Genomic DNA, 15,389 nt, shown 5'->3' on the forward strand with positions numbered 1-15,389 from the left:
GGGTTTACTGCTGTCCGCCGGGCTGGCCGCCCTCGGGCTTCTCGCCGCCTTCTTCGTTCTTGCCGGTGACCTTGCCGAGCAGGTCCTTGGCCTTGTCGACGCCGCCGTCGATCTGCGAGTCATGCCCGCTGACCTTGGACTTCGCGAATTCAGCGGCCTTCTCGAGACCCTGCTCGAGCTTGCCGCTGTTCTCGCGCAGCGCCTCGGTCGCCTTGTTCTTGAGCTCGTCGAAATTGATGCCCATCGAATGCCTCCCCGGGGTTGGGAATGAGAGGCTTCAATCGTCACACACCAGGCGTTCCAGGCAAGTCAAGACACTTCGCCGAGTGCGACGGCTCCGTCCAGTCCGGTGATCCGGCCGCCGCGTTCGCCGAGTGCGACGAGTCCTTCGCGGGCGTCGGCGGCGGTGAGGTCGATGCGGACGCCCGACAGTGCCGCGTCGCGGGCCGCTTCCAACGCCAACGCGCCCTCGTGACCTGCGTTGATGGTCGCGGCGAGGCCGCCGGTGGAGGCGAGCGAACCGCGGGCCGCGCCGAGGCGGCCGAGTGCGTCGTCGACGATCGGGAGCAGGGCGTCGCGATTGCCTTCGGTCATCGCGCGCACCAAGTCCGGCGACGAGCCGGCGACGCGGGTGCCGTCGCGGAACGATCCAGCGGCAAGCGACATCGCGAGCGGGCCGCCCTGTGCGCCGACCGAGGCGAGGATCGCGGCGAACAGGTGCGGCAAGTGCGAGATCCGGGCGACCGTTTCGTCGTGCGAATCCGCGGGCAGCGGCACGGCGTGCGCGCCGACGTCCAGGACAAGCCGGGTGACCTCGGCCCACGCTGTGAGGTCGGTTTCCTCTTCGACGCCGACGACCCACGCCGCGTCGCGGAAGAGCATGGCGTTGCCTGCGAGCCAGCCGGAGTGCGACGTGCCCGCCATCGGGTGCCCGCCGACGTAACGCGTGTACGGCGCACGCCTGCGGACCGCGTCGAGCATCGGGCCCTTCACGCTGACCACGTCGGTGAGGATGCAGTGCGACGCGTGCTGCGCGACCTGCCGCAGCAGGTTCTCCACCGCGGGCAGCGGCACCGCGATGACCACGATCGCGTCCGCGGCCGCGGCTCGCTGCAAGGCGGCTTCGGCGTCGGTGGTGACGTCGTAGCCGCCGCGGCTCGCCGCGTCAGCGTCCACTTCGGACACTGTGGTTCCCCAGACCGTCCTGCCGCTCGCCGCGGCGGCTCGCAGCAGCGAACCGCCGATGAGCCCGAGCCCGATTACGCATACGTCTCGCACGGGGCCATCCTGCCAGTGCGCGCAAGCGGCTACAGGACGGCGGCCAGCCGGGTGCCCTGGTCGATCGCCCGTTTGGCGTCCAGTTCCCGTGCTTCGTCAGCCCCGCCGACGAGGTGCACCGGGACGTCGCCGAGTGCGCCGGCGAGTTCCCGCACGGATTCCTGGCCAGCGCAGACCACCACGGTGTCGACCTCGAGCAGTCGCGGTTTCCCGTCGACCGTGACGTGCAGACCGGCGTCGTCGATCCGGTCGTAGGAAACTCCGCTGATCTTTTCCACGCCCTTGGCGCGCAGAGCCGCGCGGTGCACCCAGCCGGACGTCTTGCCGAGCCCGGCCCCGATCGGCGACTTCTTGCGCTGCAGCAGGTAGACCTGCCGCGGCGAGGGCTCCGGTTTCGGCTTGGCCAGTCCGCCGGGCGCGAGCGCGGGGTCGGTGACGCCCCATTCGGCCATCCACGCGGCGCGATCCAACGCGGGCGACGAACTGTGCGTGAGGAATTCGCTGACGTCCACGCCGATGCCGCCCGCGCCGATCACCGCGACCCGCTCGCCGACGGGCTTGCCGTGCCGCACGACGTCGACGTACGAGAGGACCTTCGGATGGTCGATCCCGGGCAGCGAGGGGACCCGCGGCGTGACGCCGGTGGCCAGTACGACCTCGTCGAAACCGGCCAGGTCGGCGGCGGTCGCCCGGGTGCCGAGCCGCACCTTCACGCCGGTGACCTCCAGCCGCCGCGTGTAGTAGCGGATGGTCTCGGCGAATTCCTCCTTGCCCGGAATCCGTTGCGCGATCCCGAACTGACCGCCGATCTCGTCGTCGGCCTCGAACAGTTCGACGTCGTGGCCGCGTTCGCCGAGCGCGGTCGCGGTGGCGAGCCCGGCCGGTCCGGCGCCGACGACGGCGATCCGCTTGACGCGCCGGGTCGGGAGCAGGTTCAGGGTCGTCTCGTGCCCGGCACGGGGATTCACCATGCAGGACACCGGTTTCCGGCTGAACGCGTGGTCGAGACAGGCCTGGTTGCAGGCGATGCAGGTGTTGATCTCGTCCGTGCGGCCGGTTTCGGCTTTGCGGATCCAGTCCGGGTCGGCGAGCAGCGGACGGGCCATCGAGACCAGATCGGCGGCACCGTCGGCGAGTGCTTGTTCCGCGACGTGCGGCAGGTTGATCCGGTTGGAGGTCACCACCGGGACCGACACGTGCGGCTTCAGCTTGCCGGTGACCCAGGTGAACGCGCCGCGCGGCACGGAGGTGACGATCGTCGGCACCCGCGCCTCGTGCCAGCCGATGCCGGTGTTGATGATCGTGGCCCCGGCCGCCTCGACGTCGCGGGCGAGCGCGACGACGTCGTCCCAGCTCTGCCCGCCTTCGACGAGATCGAGCATGGACAGCCGGTAGATGATGATGAAGTCCGGGCCGACCTTTTCCCTGGTGCGGCGAACGATCTCGACCGCGAACCGGCGGCGCTTCTCCGCGGTGCCGCCCCACGCGTCGGTGCGCCGGTTGGTGCGTTCGGCGATGAACTGGTTGATCAGATAGCCCTCGGAACCCATGATCTCGACGCCGTCGTACCCGGCGTCGCGGGCCAGCGCGGCGCAATCGGCGAACGCGCGAATGGTGCGATGCACGCCGTACGCGGTGAGCGCGCGCGGCCGGAACGGGTTGATCGGTGCCTTGCGGCTCGATGCCGAAACGCTCAACGGGTGATAGGCGTAGCGGCCGGCGTGCAGAATTTGCAGCGCGATCTTGCCGCCCTCCGCGTGCACCGCGCTGGTGAGCAACTGGTGCTGTTTCGCCTCGGCGGGCGTGGACAGCTTCGAGGCCAACGGCAACAGCCACCCGGTGCGGTTCGGCGCGAACCCGCCGGTGACGATCAGGCCGACGCCGCCGCGCGCGCGTTCGGCGTAGTACTCGGCCAGCTGCGGGAAGCGGGACGCGCGGTCCTCCAGGCCGGTGTGCATCGAGCCCATCAGGACGCGGTTGCGCAGCGTCGTGAAGCCGAGATCGAGCGGGGACAGCAGGTTCGGGTACTCGGTCATCGTCAGTCCCTCTCGTCGGCCTTGTCGGCGCGCAATGCGGTCAGGATTTCTTCCAGCCACTCGACCTGGCCTTCTTCGACCCGGATTCCGCCGCGCAGCACGAGATACTGATGCAGCGAACGGCCGCGGAGCCGGTCCGGGGCGGGAAAGTCGCGCTTCTCGATCTGCCGGTACAGATCGAGCCGTTCAGCGTGCGCGTCGCGATGCCGGACGATCTCTTCGGCGACCGCTTTCGCATCGCCGAACGATGCTCCGCGGAGCTTCACCGCCAACTCTTGCGGCCCGGCTTGTGGCGCCGGTTCGGCGAGCCAGCGACGCAGCTCGATCCGGCCCGGTTCGGCGACGGTGTAGACCTTCTTGTCCGGCCGCCCGTCCTGGACCACTACGTCGACGGCGACCTGACCGGCCTCTTCCATCCGCTTCAGCACGCGGTAAATCTGCTGGTGAGAGGCGCTCCAGAACAGCCCGATGGACTTCTCGAACCGGCGCGCCAGCTCGTAGCCCGAGCCGGAACGTTCCGACAGCGAGACGAGGATCGCGTGCTCCAGTGCCATGCCGGACAGTGTCATATGCAACTAGGTGCAGTGCAACTGAGTGCAATCCAGGTCACGCCTCGGCTGCATGGCGAGGTTCAGGCGCGCAGGCCGGCTTCGATGGCGTGCAGCATCCGGGCGAGGTCGTCGGCGCCGGCAGGGCTGATGCTGAGCCAGCCGTTGGTGACCACCGCGGTGAACCGGCCTTGTTCGGTGTCGATCCAGTAGGGCGGGTGTTCGTTGCGGATGCGTTCGGCGCCGCGGCGGATCGCGACGTACAACCGTCCTACGTGGATCCGGGGAGCTTGCATCCACTCGACGGCGCGACGTGCGTCGCGGGCGCTGTTGGTGCGGGTCGGCGGCGGCTCTCCGGCGAGCACCGCGCTGTAGTCGGCTTCCGAGCAGGACAGCGAATGCAGGTTCGACGCCGGCGGAGTGCCCGGCAGCGCGGAGACCAGTTCGCGGGCAGCGGATTCCGCGGAGCTGGGGAACAGGGTGATCGTGTCGTGGTCAGCGATGGCGAGGATCGCGTCCCGTCCGGCGGCCGCGGCCTGGAGGGTCAGGTCGCGGCCGTTGATGCGAGCCCAGCAGTAACGGTCGACGGAGGGTCGTTGCAGGAGCCCGATGACGTCGGCGAAGTCGCGGGCCGGCCAGCCAGTCGCGGCGAGTTCGGCGTCCGCTTTCGCGTCCTGCTGGATCTGCTCGTCCGGCGGGTACCACTTCTCGCCGCCGATCAGGGTCGGATGCGGGTCGGAGCGGTCGAGACGGCGGACCAGGTTCTGGTAACCGGCGCGGGAAAACCGCAGGGGGCCTCGGAGCAACGTCAGGCTCCGATGGTGGGCGGGGTCGGACGCATGCCGTCGGGGTAGCCGCCGAACAACTCGTCGACGTCGTCGTCGAGGTAGGTGACTTTCCGCTGATGCTCCTCGTCCTCGGTGCTCTTGCCCTTGCCGGCTCCGGCACCCATGCCGCCCGTGCCCGGCGATCCCTTGGCACCGGTTCCGCCCGCGGTGCCGGGACGCGCGCCGCTCTGGCCGCTCGCCGGGGTCCCGGTACCGGTTCCCGCGCCCGCACCGAGCTGCGGTCCGCCGCCACCGGCTCCGATGCGCGAACCCGCGCTGCCGCCACTGCCCATCCGGCCGCCGAGACCGCTCTCCCCGCTGCCGCCGGGAGTGCCGAATCCACCCGTCGGGAGGCCGAAACCGCTGCCTGTCGCATCCGTACCGCTGGTGTTCGGCCCGAAAGTCGGCAGCCGTCCGGACCCGAACCCAGGAGCGTCGCTGACCGGCGCTTTAGGCGTGTACCCCGCCGTCGTCGTGGAATCTGGTGCTGAGGCGTGCTCCGCGGGGGAGCTCCCGCCGCCAGGAAGGTGAGAGGCCCCGGTGCCGGGCGGTGGCGCGGAACTGCTGGTCGGGCTGGAGCCGAGGGCGCTGCCGGGGTTGGGCGTGTACCCGCCGCTGTGAACGCCCGCGCTGTGTCCGCCGCTGCTGCCAATTCCGCCAGTGCTTCCGGTTCCGCCAGTACCCCCAAGCGGACCGGACGTTCCGCCGGTGCTCGGCGCGGAACCGACCGCGATCCCGGCCGGAGCGGCATTCAAAACCGGATAATCCTTGGCCGACGAATTACGGTTTCCGTCCGTGGTGGCTACGTAAGAACCGTAGGCTTCCTTATTGTTCTTGTCCGCGTCGTCCCACCGCGCCGCCGATTTTTCCGAATCGCTCGCGCCGAACGGGCTGTAGCTGGCCAAATCATTGGTATCAGGACGGTTGGCGTCCATCGGAGTGAGCTTGTTGAGCGTGCTGTGAAAGCCGCCGTTCTGCGCGGTGAGGGACTGAGCGCTGCGACCGAGGTCCTCGGAGGCCTGCTGAGAGGTTTCCAGCAGCGGCGTCAGCCCGGCTTTGGCTTTGCCCGCCGCGTCGCCCTCCCAGGAAGCATCCATTTTTCCTTGCAGCCGGGCGATCCGTATCACGAGCTCTTCGTGCGCGGATTTGAGCGCTTCGGCCGCCTGCTGACCGGAATCGAGGGAGGCGGTGTTGCCGCCGTAGCGGTGCATCCGGGCGTAGACATCCGCGCCGGTGTAGCCGTCCGGCATCAATGGCCTCCCTTCTTGAGGTATTGGATCACGTATCCTGCTACCTTCTTGCCGAGTTCGCAGCTGTCGGCGAAGGGATTTTTGAGGCCGTCGAGACTGACGTCGATGACGTAGCCGAGATCGTCCCGCAGGCCGATGACCATCGTGCAGAGTCCGGCGGGAGAGTTGTCCGCCGGGTCGTAAACAACGCCTGGATAGCTATTTACGGTGAAAGGCTCGAATTTGGTGACTCCGCCGAACTGCTTCTTGCTGTAGATGCCGCTGATTCCTCCGTGGCCAGGGTCTTTGGTGGTGAGGGTGCCCCCCACGGACGACGCTGGCGTGGTGGCGAACTTCCAATTGCAGGACGGCCCGGTGGCATCGTCTGGCTTGGGATCGTTGCCCTTGAACGGGGCGCCGAGGCTAGCGACTTGGTCTGGAGTAAGTGCGGCGCACGGCTCCTTCTCCAGCGACGAGGCATCCAACGGCACGGGTACCGGTGGCGCGCCGAATCGGGGGCCAGCCGAGGTGGATGGCGGAGCCGTTGTGGGAGCGGCTTTCCCGGGTTCGGCGGAGCAACTGCTGAGCAGGACGGCGGCTGCGGCGAGGCTGAGCACGGCAGCGTTGCGGCTAGTCATCGTGGGGGCGGAGACCTTTCATATGGTCGGCGGCCTGGTGCTCTTGCTTTTGGTAAGTATCCAGGGCCTGTTGGAACGCGTCTCGCTGTCGTTCGAGTTCTGCAACCACGCTGTTGAGGAAGTTGTTGTAGGAAGAACCTGCCGCATTCGCGTCCTGCACATAGGCGATGCTGGCGACTTCGTCACCCATTGGCGTGAACGAGGTGAGTGTGCGGGCATGACGCCGAGGTTCCGCGCGAATCCAGTCGAGGATGTCGCCGAGTTCTCCGGTGATCTCCTTCAGCAGTTCCGGGGTAAGCCGATACCCGCCACCACCGCTGGACATGCCTTCGTTGGCCTTCGCCTGCGCCTCGGCGGCTTCCTTCGCCACCTGCTCCGGGGTTTTGTCCCGGACGTACTTGTACCCCGGCACCAGCGGACCCTGCATATTCGCAGGCAGGTGCCTGACGCGCTCGACGCCGTCATCAGCCATGAAAGCCTCCCCAGCTTTCTCGCCGAACAACACGGACGGTATCACGACTGTCTGCAGAGGGTGACAGAATCGCCGGTCTTGATGATCACCGTTCGATGGTGCCGGTTCGAAAGAGCGCTGGAGGGACGCGGCGCAAGCCGGGTCACCCGCGGAGGGGGCAAAACGGGTCGATCCTTTTCGCGGAAAGGATCAAGATGGAGGGGTGGATCCGGTTCTGGAACTGCTCGCCGCGCGTATCGCCGAAGACAGCGTGCCTGGGGAGCGGACGGACGGCCGACGGCTCGCGCTCGCGGTTGAAGGCGGCAGCAGTCGCGGTACGTACTCGAGTGGGATGGTGCTCGCGCTTGAAGAACTCGGGGCCCCAAGCGCGTTCGACGACGTCTACGGCGCCTCTGCCGGTGCGCTCAACGCGGCGTGGCTGCTGTGCGGGCGCTCGCGGACCGGTGTGCGGACCTGGTGGAACCCGGCCGTCATGCGGCGGATCATCAATCCGCTGCACACCTTGCGCGGGCGGGCGGTGATCGATCTCGAGTATCTCGTGCACCAGGTGTACTCGGTGCTCGAACCGATGGATTTCCCCGCGATACTCGCGAATCCGGTCGGTTTCCACCCGCTCGCCACCGACGCCGACACCGGCGAGTCGACCGATCTGCATCCGTTCATCGAGGATGTCGACGGGATCAAAACGGCGCTCGCCGCGTCGTCGTGCATGCCGGTGCTTGCCGGGCCGCCGATCGCGATGGGTGGGCGGCGGTTCGTGGACGCGGGGATCGCCGAGCCGCTGCCGTTCCGTACCGCGCTCAAGCAGGGGGCGACGGACGTGCTGGTGTTGCGGACCCGGCGCGAGGACGAACATCCGGTGCCGCCGCCGCGTGTGCAGGATGTGGTTGTGCCGCGGTTTCTCCGCCGCCACGCGCCGGGCACGATCGACGCTTGGCGGACGCAGTATCACCGTGATCTGGAGGATGAGCGCCAGTTGCGCGAAGATCCGCGGTTGGCGAGTGTGCGCCCGCCTGCCGGTGCGCCGGATGTTGTTGCGCTGGAAAGGGATCCGGCTGTGCTGCGACGTGCGGTGGAGTTGGGGCGGGGAGCGGTTTACGCGGCGTTGGAAGGCTTGCGCAGGGCGTCTTGACTACGGTGGCGGACCGTTATTCGTTGGGCAATAAGCGAAACCGCGAGGTAGAGCAGGATCGACGCGCTGCCGAGGCCTCGCGTGGAGTTGACCGCGTCGACGGCGAAATCGAGTCCTAAATGGATGCCGAAGGAAATGAGCCACAGTGCGGCGGTCAGCCAATTCCCTTGCCGCCACCGGGTTCCTTCGGCGCGCCAGGTTCGCATGGTGTAGCCGCGCGCTACGCCGAAGCCGCCGGCGACTGCGAAACTGGCGGTGAGCAAAAGGATCGCCGCTGAGGTCGGAGTGGTTTTCGCGATCGCGAAGCCGAGTGAGGCGGCGCCCAGCGCACTGATGACGAGCAGGACTACCGGCGGCCGGTCGGCGCGGCGGGGCTGCAGTTGTCGCCGCATCAACCAGGTCAGGACGACCAGGCCGATCAGGATGTTGTCGAAGGTGTTCGGCACGGAGACCACAGTGCCCGGCCGGGACCGCGCCGCGCCTCCACCCGGAGGTGGAGGCCGGGTGGGAAAACCCTGTCAGGCCTGCGGTTTGCGGGCCACGCCGCCGATCACCCGCGACTCCGACGGTGCCTTCGCGAACACCGTGTCGGCGTCCGGATGCCACGCCGGCGCGTACACCAGGCCCGGTTCGAGCAACGGCCAGCCGCCGAAGAACCGTTCGAACTCCGCCTTCGTGCGCAGGATGCCCGGGTTCGTGGTCGACTCGTAGTACTTGATGATGTCGACCAGCGCCTGGCGTTCGTTGTCGTCCACCGGGTTTTCGTTGGTCATCTGGGAAAGGATGAGCAGCGAACCCGGCGCGAGCTGTTTGCGGTAGAACTCGAGGATGCCGTCCGGGTCCTGTTCGTCCTTGATGAAGTGCAGCACCGCGTTGACGATCAGCGCCACCGGCTCGCGGACGTCGATCACGTGCGATTCGGCGACCCGGTCCCACAATTCGCCGGGCTGCAGGAGATCGGCGGCCATCGCCTGGTGCCGGTCCTCGTCCGCGGTGTCGGCGAGCAGCACCTGCGAATGCGCGAGCGCCACCGGCTCGTTGTCCAGGTACAGCACGGAAGTGTCGTGTTCCGGGCGTTCGTCGTCGGCGACCTCGTGCACATTGCCCGCGGTGGGCAGGCCGGAGCCGATGTCGACGAACTGCCGGATGCCCTCGCGCACGCTCTGGCGCACCGCGCGGCCGAGGAACTGCCTGCTGGTGCGGCAGTACTCGCCGATCAGCGGCAGCCGTTCGCGTACCTTCTCGGCGAAGATCCGGTCGATCGCGTAGTTGGTGGTGCCGCCGATGAAGTAGTCGTAGACGCGGGCCGCCGACGGCCGGTCCAGACTGGCTTCCACCGCGCGCAGTGCTTCGTCCTGTGTGCTCATCGCCGTCCTCCCGCTCGCCCTGGCGCTCATGCTAACCATGGCGTCCTGCTCAGCTCGGCCGGTAGGACTCCCGGTAGGCGTTGACCGACGCGGTCAGCTGATCCATCGCGGCGCGCATCCGGCCCAGTTCGGCGTTGTCCAGGTTCATCGCCGCTCCGACGTGCGGCGGGATCCGTTCCGCCTTGGCGCGCAACGCGGTTCCCTCGTCGGTCAGCCGGATGCGGACCGAACGTTCGTCGTCGGATTGGCGTTCGCGCTTGATCAGCCCGGCCTTCTCCAGCCGCTTGAGCAGCGGCGACAGCGTGCCGGAGTCGAGGTTCAGCGCCGAGCCGAGTTCCTTGACCTGCTGTTCGTCCTGCTGCCACAGCGCGAGCATCACCAGGTACTGCGGATACGTGAGGTCGAGCGGTTCGAGCAGCGCGCGGTAGAGCGCGGTGACCGCCCGGGAAGCCGAGTACAGGCCGAAGCACAGCTGGTCGTCCAGGAGCAGCGAGCCGGTTTCTCCGGTGTCTGGGCTGGTCATCGGTGGCCTCCCGCGAGTTTCTTCTGCCAGCTCCCCATCCTCTCTCGGCTGAGCGGGAAGGGCAACTCAAGTGCTCTAGATCTCATTGAGCAACATTAAGTTGTGTACAACTGAGTTGCGAGCTATGTTTGTCTGGTCCGACCGATCCGCTACCGGAGGAAGCCATGACCGCGAACCCGCAGAACCTCGTCCTCGAGCCGGCCGCCCAGGCGTTCGCCGAGGCCACCGATCAGCCTCCGTATCTTTTCCAGCTCCCGCCCGCCGAGGGCCGCAAGGCGGTCGACGGCGTCCAGGACGGCGACGTCGAACTCGCCCCCGCCGACATCGAGACGCTGACCGTCCCGGGTGGACCGAACGGCGACGTCGAGGTCCGGATCGTGAAGCCGCAGGGTGTCACCGGGTCGCTGCCGGTGCTCGTCTACATCCACGGCGCCGGCTGGGTCTTCGGCGATTTCCACACCCATGAGCGGCTCGTCCGCGAACTCGCCGCCGGAACCGGCGCGGCAGTCGTCTTTCCGGAATACAGCCGTTCGCCCGAGGTTCGCTATCCCGTCGCGATCGAAGAGAACTACGCCGCCGTGAAGTGGATCGTCCAGCATGGCGCCGAGAAGGGGCTCGACACCACGCGAATCGCGATCGCGGGCGACTCCGTCGGCGGAAACATGACCGCGGCGCTGACGCTCATGGCAAAGGAGCGCGGTGACGTGCAGTTCCTGCAGCAGGTGCTGTTCTACCCGGTCACCGACGCTTCGTTCGACACCGAGTCCTACGCCAAGTTCGCCGACGGCTACTTCCTTAGCCGCGAAGGCATGAGGTGGTTCTGGGACCAGTACACGACCGACGAAGCGCAGCGTGCCGAGATCACTGCTTCGCCGCTTCGCGCCACTGTGGAGCAGCTCGCCGGGCTGCCGCCGGCGCTCGTGATCACCGGCGAGGCGGACGTGCTTCGCGACGAAGGCGAGGCGTACGCCGCGAAGCTGCGTCAGGCGGGCGTGCCGGTGACGGCGGTTCGGTACCAGGGGGTGATCCACGACTTCGTGATGGTGAACGCGCTTCGTGAAACGCACGCGGCGGAAGCGGCGATCACCCAAGCGATCACGGTGTTGCGCGGCGCATTCGGCAAGTAATCAGGGACTAACGGGCAATCCTGAGATTCCGCTGAGTTTGCCGGGGCCATTCCGGCGTGATCGACGTCACGTGATCACAACGAGGATGGCCCCTCAAACGTATCTAGAGCAGCGGGTCCCGCCTTCCGGGCGCGCGATCGGTCCTGGAGGTTTCCCGTGCACCTGAGTGCAATCAGGTTGGATTCGCCCGTCATGCTCGCGGTGATCGGCGTGCTCGCGCTCCTCGCGGTCGTGTCGGTCCCGTGGTTCTGGGACAAATGGCGCAAGCGCAAGCAAATGGGCCGCAGTGCCACGGTGCTTGTCGCGCTGTGTCTCGTAATCGTCACTCTCGGACTGACCGGCAATATGATCGGCGGATTCTTCCCGACGCTCGGCTCGCTCCTCGGGACCGGCGCGTTCGCCGCCGAGGGCATCGATGTCGAAGGCGGCGACAACGGCGTCGACCTCGCCAAGGCGCGCGACCTCGGCGTGGCACACGCGCGGGTCGGCAAGGGGACCATCGCGCACGTGACGGTGACCGGACGGCGCACCGGCCTGACTCGCGACGTGACGGTTTACCTTCCGCCGCAATACTTCCAGCACCAGTACAAGTCGATGCGGTTCCCGGCGATCGTCTGGATCCCGAACTACCCGTCCGGCCCCGAGGTCACCACCGCCCCGATCGGGTACCACCTGCCCGAACAGCTTGACGCGGCGATCTCGAAGCACCTCCTGCCGCCGGTGATCGTGCTGATCCCGGACCCGACCGGAACGCCGAAAATCGGTCACGACACCGAATGCGTCGACGAGGTCAACGGAAGCCCCAACGACACCTATCTGTCCGCGGACGTCCGGGAATGGGGAATCCAGCGCCTCGGGCTCAATCCGGACCGCAGGGCGTGGACGATCGCGGGCTGGTCGTCCGGCGGCTATTGCGCGCTGAACCTCGTGACGCGGCATCCGCAGTGGTACGCGCAGGCGGCGAGCGTGAGCGGCTACGAAAAGGCGCAAGTGGACGGCGAAACCGAAAACCTTTTCCGCGGCCGCAAGGACATCGAGGACGCGAACAACGTCAAGATCACCCTCCGGCAGCACCCGGCCCCGCTGGAACTCCTCGCGATCTCCGGGGAGAAGGAACAGAACGAAAGCCGCGCGGTCGACCAAATGCGGGCCGCCGCGCAGGCTCCGGTGCAGTTCACGACGTGGCGGATTCCGGACGCGGGGCACAACATGAACACGTTCAAGGCACAACTGCCGGACGTGCTGACGTGGATCGGGCAGCGGATCCCAGGCCCGTCGGCTCCGGGGCAGCGGGCCGACGTGACTGGCGGCGTGAAGCCGTGGCCATTGCCGAGCACGGGCGCGCGGGGCGGGCTGACCGCGGTGGAGCAGTGACACTCAGCGGATCCCGGGAAGGTGCCTGACCACCTCGGTGACCTGAGCTTCGGCGTCGTCGTAGCTGACCGAGCGGGGGTTCTCGGTGAGGACCGTGACGATGTACCGGTTGTCCTTGACCAGGCCCGAGGTGTGCAGGATGCGCCCGGGGTTGCAGCAGGACCAGCCTTGTTTGACCGCCCAGCGAACGTCGCCGAGAGCGTCCGGGATGCCGAAGTACTGGCGGAATCCGTCCGCGCCGTTTTCGGTGGCGCGGCCGAGCGCGGTGAGAATCGTCGTGCGGTGCCGGGCAGGTGCCTGGTCCATCAGGTAGCGGTAGACGCGCGTGATGTCGGCGGCGGTGATTTCCGTGTCACCCCAGCGTCCCGGATTGTCGGGCGGCCTGGTTTCGGCGAGGCCCATTTCGGTGACCGCGTCTCGGACGATCCTCGTTTCGCCGCCCTCGACCCACAGTTTGCTGGCGGTGTCGTCGTCGCTGCGGGACAGCATTTCCTGCACGGTTCCCGGATTGCTGCCCCGATCGAGGGCGTCGAGGGCGATGAGCAGCTTCACGAGGGACGCGGAGGTGTAGTGCCGATGCGGGTCGAGGGAGACCGGGGTCGTCCCTTTGGCGCGGTCGAAGACGACCACGCTGACGTGCCCTTGCGGGACGAGCGCGGGGAGTTCGGCGCTGAGTTCGGGCCCTTGCTGGGGCGCGGCGCCGCCGGTGCTCAGTTTCGGGGTGGGGTCGGGTGGGCTCGAGTCGGTCGCCGGGGGGAGGACGCCCGGACCGTCCGTCGGCCCGGCGGCGGTGACTACCTGCCGGTACGGCTCGGCCTCGGTGGCCAGAAACGCGATGACCGCACCGAGAACGAGGCCAAGCAAAAGGAACGCGTTCGCCCTGCGCATGCCCCGACTTCCCCGATCGGGTGCGCAGGGTTCGCCGAATGGGGCGGTTTTGTGGGATGGGTCTCGGTACCGGCCAGTACGCGTGACGCCTGGCCGGGCTGCGGGCAAGCAGCGGTGGATCAGACCACGACGAGGCGTTCCACCAGCAGGCCGATGCGCTGCTCGGCGAATTCCCGCGGCTGCCGTCCCGCTCGGGTCAGCGTCGCGATCCCGTGCAGGGATGCCCAGAACAACTCGGTGAACAGACCCGGTGCGACGCCGTCCCCGGCGACCTCGCCGAGGGTCTCCAGCAGTGCGGCGAAGGCGTCTTTCAACGGTTCCGGGGTGTCGTCCTGCGCGAACGCGAGGCCGCCGTCGAGCTGGAAAATGGCGTCGTAAACCGCCGGGTGGTGCTCGGCGAAGTCGAGGTACGCGCGGGCGAGGGCGGTGACCCGGGGGCGCGGACCGTCCACATCGAGGGTCGCGGCCCGTATCGCAGCCGCCAGTTCGGTGGCTCCTTGGAGAGCGACAGCGCCGATGATCTCGCGTTTGCCGCGGAAGTGGCTGTAGAGAACGGGCTGGCTGTACTCGATGCGTTCGGCGAGCCTGCGGGTGGTGACCGCGTCCCAGCCCTGCTGTTCGGCGAGTTCACGGGCCGTCGCGACGATGAGGCGTTCGCGTTCCGCCTGTTCGCGCTGTTTGCGTGTGTGTACCGACATGAGGCGAGTCTAGCACTGCTAGACAACCGAGCGGCAGTAGTACTAGCATCGCCTCATCAGCTAGCAACGCTAGATTTCGGGAAGGTCATCATGCTCAGCGCACTCGCGGTCTGCACCATCGTGGTTGTCGGCGTGATGGTGGGGGTCGAGTTTTCCGTCGCCTTCGTCATCAACGCGATCCTCAACGGGCTTCCGGACGACAGCAATCAGCAAGGCCGCTCCCACGGCGGCCGGATGCTCGGCGCCCTCATGCCGTTCTGGTACATCGGCTCGCTCGTCTTGAGCACGATCTGGGCGATCGCCGCGTGGGGCCGTCCGGGCACCAGTCTGATCGTGCTCGGGGCCGGACTGCTGGTGGTGAGCGTGGTGATGTCGATCCTGCTGCTTGTCCCGATCAACAACCGCGGCAAGACGTGGACGCCGGAGAACCGGCCCGCGGACTGGAAGGAGCAGATGGGCCGGTGGGACCGCTACCACTACGCGCGGGTCGCGGTGATCATCGCCGCTTTCGCTCTGCTGGTCACCGCACTCGTCTGAGCCGGTGCCCCACTGGGCCACCTTCTTGCTCAGCAGTCCCAGCAGCCTCGATCTTGCCCGGCGGGCGCGTCCGGGACGGCCGGATTCGGGTTTCGGCCCGGTTTGGGCGGGGGTATTCCTTCAGGGTTGACCCACCGTCATCTCGGTACGGGAAGGACTGGAGTCATGGTTCGTGCGCATCGAGCCCGCGTTCGGGTGGAGGGGCTGCAGCCCGCCCAGGTGCTGGCCGTTCTGCTCGGAGTCCTGTTTCTCGCCTACGGCATCATCGGGCTCGTGAAGTCCGGGTTCGGGGATTTCACCGGACACGGTGTCACTTTGTGGCGGTTCTCCGCCAATCCGCTGAACAACGTCGTCCACGTGGTGACCGGTGTGATCGGCCTGCTGCTCGCACTGGGTTCCGGCCGCGCCCGGACGTTCGGCTGGCTGCTCTTCATCGGCTACGGCGCGCTGTTCGTCTGGGGCCTGATGCTGTCCGGGACGATCTCGGTCAATCCGGTGTCCGGGCTCGGCAACCCGCTCAACCTCGCCGACGCGGACAACTGGCTGCACCTCGGCATCGCCGTCCTGGGCCTGCTGACCGCGGTTCTCCCGGCGCGGCACGGGGTTCTGCTTCCGGAGGACGAGGAACCTGTCGAGGTCGACCCGGCTGCCCAGTCCCGTCGGCCCGAGACCGGCGGGCATGGCTTGGCCCACTAGTCCACAGTGGAGTGACCGC

The 15,389-nt window shown here is 67.8% G+C and carries 18 protein-coding genes; 5 read left to right on the forward strand and 13 right to left on the reverse strand.

Features of this window, described 5'->3' with window-relative positions:
• Positions 1-4 precede the first annotated feature (4 nt).
• The 8 genes from L3Q65_RS37745 to L3Q65_RS37780 form a co-directional block, all read right to left on the reverse strand.
• A complete protein-coding gene (locus tag L3Q65_RS37745; RefSeq protein ID WP_182893774.1) occupies positions 5-244 on the reverse strand; it encodes an antitoxin in 240 nt (79 codons plus the stop codon).
• 65 nt (positions 245-309) lie between these two features.
• Entirely contained in the window at positions 310-1,278 is a 969-nt protein-coding gene (locus tag L3Q65_RS37750) for a prephenate dehydrogenase (RefSeq protein WP_182893775.1), read from the reverse strand.
• 29 nt (positions 1,279-1,307) lie between these two features.
• Positions 1,308-3,314, reverse strand: a complete 2,007-nt coding sequence (locus L3Q65_RS37755) for an NADPH-dependent 2,4-dienoyl-CoA reductase (protein ID WP_237597797.1) — start codon at positions 3,312-3,314, stop codon at positions 1,308-1,310.
• Positions 3,315-3,316: 2 nt separating this feature from the next.
• Positions 3,317-3,868, reverse strand: coding sequence for a PadR family transcriptional regulator (locus tag L3Q65_RS37760; protein WP_182893777.1), 552 nt, complete (start codon positions 3,866-3,868; stop codon positions 3,317-3,319).
• A gap of 77 nt (positions 3,869-3,945) precedes the next feature.
• The gene (locus tag L3Q65_RS37765) at positions 3,946-4,668 is read right to left on the reverse strand and encodes an ESX secretion-associated protein EspG (RefSeq protein ID WP_182893778.1); all 723 of its coding nucleotides are present in this window, start codon (positions 4,666-4,668) and stop codon (positions 3,946-3,948) included.
• 2 nt (positions 4,669-4,670) lie between these two features.
• A complete protein-coding gene (locus L3Q65_RS37770) occupies positions 4,671-5,939 on the reverse strand; it encodes a hypothetical protein (RefSeq protein ID WP_237597798.1) in 1,269 nt (422 codons plus the stop codon).
• Positions 5,939-6,556 (reverse strand): DUF3558 domain-containing protein, encoded by a 618-nt coding sequence (locus tag L3Q65_RS37775; protein ID WP_237597799.1) that lies wholly within the window; start codon positions 6,554-6,556, stop codon positions 5,939-5,941. The genes L3Q65_RS37770 and L3Q65_RS37775 overlap by 1 nt, the downstream gene beginning before the upstream one ends.
• Positions 6,549-7,028, reverse strand: coding sequence for a PE domain-containing protein (locus tag L3Q65_RS37780; RefSeq protein ID WP_182893782.1), 480 nt, complete (start codon positions 7,026-7,028; stop codon positions 6,549-6,551). Before L3Q65_RS37780 ends, L3Q65_RS37775 begins: the two co-directional genes overlap by 8 nt.
• 202 nt (positions 7,029-7,230) lie before the next feature.
• Here L3Q65_RS37780 and L3Q65_RS37785 point away from each other — a divergent pair, with 202 nt between their 5' ends.
• The gene (locus tag L3Q65_RS37785; protein ID WP_237597800.1) at positions 7,231-8,160 is read left to right on the forward strand and encodes a patatin family protein; all 930 of its coding nucleotides are present in this window, start codon (positions 7,231-7,233) and stop codon (positions 8,158-8,160) included.
• Here the strand turns inward: L3Q65_RS37785 and L3Q65_RS37790 are convergent.
• The 3 genes from L3Q65_RS37790 to L3Q65_RS37800 all read right to left on the reverse strand — a co-directional run bounded on the left by L3Q65_RS37790 (position 8,124) and on the right by L3Q65_RS37800 (position 10,050).
• Positions 8,124-8,606, reverse strand: a complete 483-nt coding sequence (locus L3Q65_RS37790) for a hypothetical protein (RefSeq protein WP_237597801.1) — start codon at positions 8,604-8,606, stop codon at positions 8,124-8,126. The genes L3Q65_RS37785 and L3Q65_RS37790 overlap by 37 nt on opposite strands.
• Before the next feature lie 72 nt (positions 8,607-8,678).
• Positions 8,679-9,527, reverse strand: a complete 849-nt coding sequence (locus tag L3Q65_RS37795) for an SAM-dependent methyltransferase (protein ID WP_182893785.1) — start codon at positions 9,525-9,527, stop codon at positions 8,679-8,681.
• Between the two features lie 49 nt (positions 9,528-9,576).
• On the reverse strand, positions 9,577-10,050 hold the full coding sequence (locus L3Q65_RS37800; protein ID WP_182893786.1) for a MarR family winged helix-turn-helix transcriptional regulator: 474 nt from the start codon (positions 10,048-10,050) through the stop codon (positions 9,577-9,579).
• 164 nt (positions 10,051-10,214) lie between these two features.
• Here L3Q65_RS37800 and L3Q65_RS37805 point away from each other — a divergent pair, with 164 nt between their 5' ends.
• Entirely contained in the window at positions 10,215-11,177 is a 963-nt protein-coding gene (locus tag L3Q65_RS37805; protein ID WP_237597802.1) for an alpha/beta hydrolase, read from the forward strand.
• A 192-nt stretch (positions 11,178-11,369) separates the two neighbouring features.
• The gene (locus L3Q65_RS37810; RefSeq protein WP_237597803.1) at positions 11,370-12,551 is read left to right on the forward strand and encodes an esterase family protein; all 1,182 of its coding nucleotides are present in this window, start codon (positions 11,370-11,372) and stop codon (positions 12,549-12,551) included.
• Positions 12,552-12,554: 3 nt separating this feature from the next.
• Here the strand turns inward: L3Q65_RS37810 and L3Q65_RS37815 are convergent, their stop codons facing one another.
• Together L3Q65_RS37815 and L3Q65_RS37820 are read right to left on the reverse strand one after the other, a co-directional pair.
• A complete protein-coding gene (locus L3Q65_RS37815) occupies positions 12,555-13,439 on the reverse strand; it encodes a hypothetical protein (RefSeq protein WP_237597804.1) in 885 nt (294 codons plus the stop codon).
• A 119-nt stretch (positions 13,440-13,558) separates the two neighbouring features.
• Complete coding sequence (locus L3Q65_RS37820) at positions 13,559-14,137, reverse strand: TetR/AcrR family transcriptional regulator (protein WP_182893790.1); 579 nt, start codon at positions 14,135-14,137, stop codon at positions 13,559-13,561.
• Positions 14,138-14,227: 90 nt separating this feature from the next.
• Here L3Q65_RS37820 and L3Q65_RS37825 point away from each other — a divergent pair, with 90 nt between their 5' ends.
• Positions 14,228-14,674, forward strand: coding sequence for a DUF1772 domain-containing protein (locus tag L3Q65_RS37825; RefSeq protein ID WP_237597805.1), 447 nt, complete (start codon positions 14,228-14,230; stop codon positions 14,672-14,674).
• A gap of 165 nt (positions 14,675-14,839) precedes the next feature.
• Positions 14,840-15,370 (forward strand): DUF4383 domain-containing protein, encoded by a 531-nt coding sequence (locus L3Q65_RS37830; RefSeq protein ID WP_237597806.1) that lies wholly within the window; start codon positions 14,840-14,842, stop codon positions 15,368-15,370.
• Positions 15,371-15,389 lie beyond the last annotated feature (19 nt).

Origin of the sequence: Amycolatopsis sp. FU40 (assembly GCF_021903635.1) — a bacterium.
GTDB classification, from domain to species: domain Bacteria; phylum Actinomycetota; class Actinomycetes; order Mycobacteriales; family Pseudonocardiaceae; genus Amycolatopsis; species Amycolatopsis dendrobii.